Consider the following 1,430-nt stretch of genomic DNA (forward strand, 5'->3'; position numbering starts at 1 on the left):
AGGAACAGAAGAGCAATTCCAGGAAAAGTGCGAAGCGGTTTTCCGTCCGGAATTGCGTAGGAACAGAAGAGCAATTCCAGGAAAAGTGCGAAGCGGTTTTCCGTCCGGAATTGCGCAGGAACAGAAGAGCAATTCCAGGAAAAAGCGCGTAGCGGTTTTCCCTCTGGAATTGCGTGGGAAATATCCGGAGCGGTTCGACGGTTCTATCAAGAGCTGAACCACTCCTGGGGGACGAAAAACAGGACGGAGTGGGGAAATGAAATCGCTTGGCAGCATCCGCAGGGACTTCACGCCATGGAATGATCCGAACGCCAAGCCCTATATCCAATTCGACAATGTCACCAAGAAGTTCGGTGACTTCACCGCCGTCAACAACCTGTCGCTGACCATCTTCGAGCGCGAGTTCTTCGCGCTGCTCGGCGCATCCGGCTGTGGAAAGTCGACGCTGCTCAGGATGCTTGCCGGCTTCGAGGAGCCGACCGCCGGGCGTATCCTGCTCGACGGCCAGGACCTGCGCGGCATCCCGCCCTACCGGCGGCCGGTCAACATGATGTTTCAGTCCTATGCGCTGTTTCCGCATATGACGGTGGAGAAGAACATCGCCTTCGGCCTCAAGCAGGAGGGCATGCCCGCCCCTGACATCGAAAAGCGCGTCGCCGAAATGCTGAAGCTGGTCAAGCTCGAGCAGTTCGCCAAGCGCAAGCCGCACCAATTGTCGGGCGGCCAGCGCCAGCGTGTCGCGCTCGCCCGCTCGGTCGCCAAGCGCCCGAAGGTTCTGCTGCTCGACGAGCCGCTCGGCGCGCTGGACAAGAAGCTGCGCGAGGAAACGCAGTTCGAACTGATGGACCTGCAGCAGGAACTCGGCCTCACCTTCGTCGTCGTCACCCACGACCAGGAAGAGGCGATGACCATGGCCGACCGCATTGCCATCATGGACAAGGGTGAGGTCATGCAGGTCGCGACGCCGGCGGAAGTCTATGAAGCCCCCAGCTCTCGCTTCGTGGCGCATTTCGTCGGCAACGTGAACATGTTCGAGGGCAAAGTTGCCGAGCGGGCGGCGAACACGACGCGCATCACCGGGCTGACCGGAGCCCAGATCGTTGTCGAGAATGGCGGCGATACCGCCGCCGGCGCCGACATCGTCTTCGCCATAAGGCCGGAGAAGATCAAGGTTTCGTCGAAGAAGCCGGCCGATGCCGTCAACGCACTCGAAGGTGAAGTCTACGACGTCGCCTATCTCGGCGACATGACCGTCTATCACGTCAGGCTCGACGACGGCCAGATGGTGCGGGCGAGCGCCTTGAACGCCTCGCGCATCACCGAGGACCCGCTGACCTGGCACGACCGCGCCTGGGTCTCCTTCCGGCCCGACGCCGGCGTCGTGCTGACGCGGTAGGGGGCAATCATGTCGAGCGCCGCGACCGCCGCAA

General features: G+C 61.5%; 1 protein-coding gene and 1 pseudogene. Both read left to right on the forward strand.

Translation table 11 applies throughout. The features are described from left to right. Window positions 1–217, forward strand: a pseudogene (locus EN781_RS34945) (hypothetical protein); the annotation flags it as partial. Between the two features lie 39 nt (window positions 218–256). Next, window positions 257–1,396 (forward strand): ABC transporter ATP-binding protein, encoded by a 1,140-nt coding sequence (locus EN781_RS32495; RefSeq protein ID WP_126056452.1) that lies wholly within the window; start codon window positions 257–259, stop codon window positions 1,394–1,396. The last annotated feature ends 34 nt before the right edge of the window (window positions 1,397–1,430 follow it).

The sequence above is a fragment of the Mesorhizobium sp. M4A.F.Ca.ET.090.04.2.1 genome, from assembly GCF_003999085.1.
Lineage (GTDB): Bacteria > Pseudomonadota > Alphaproteobacteria > Rhizobiales > Rhizobiaceae > Mesorhizobium.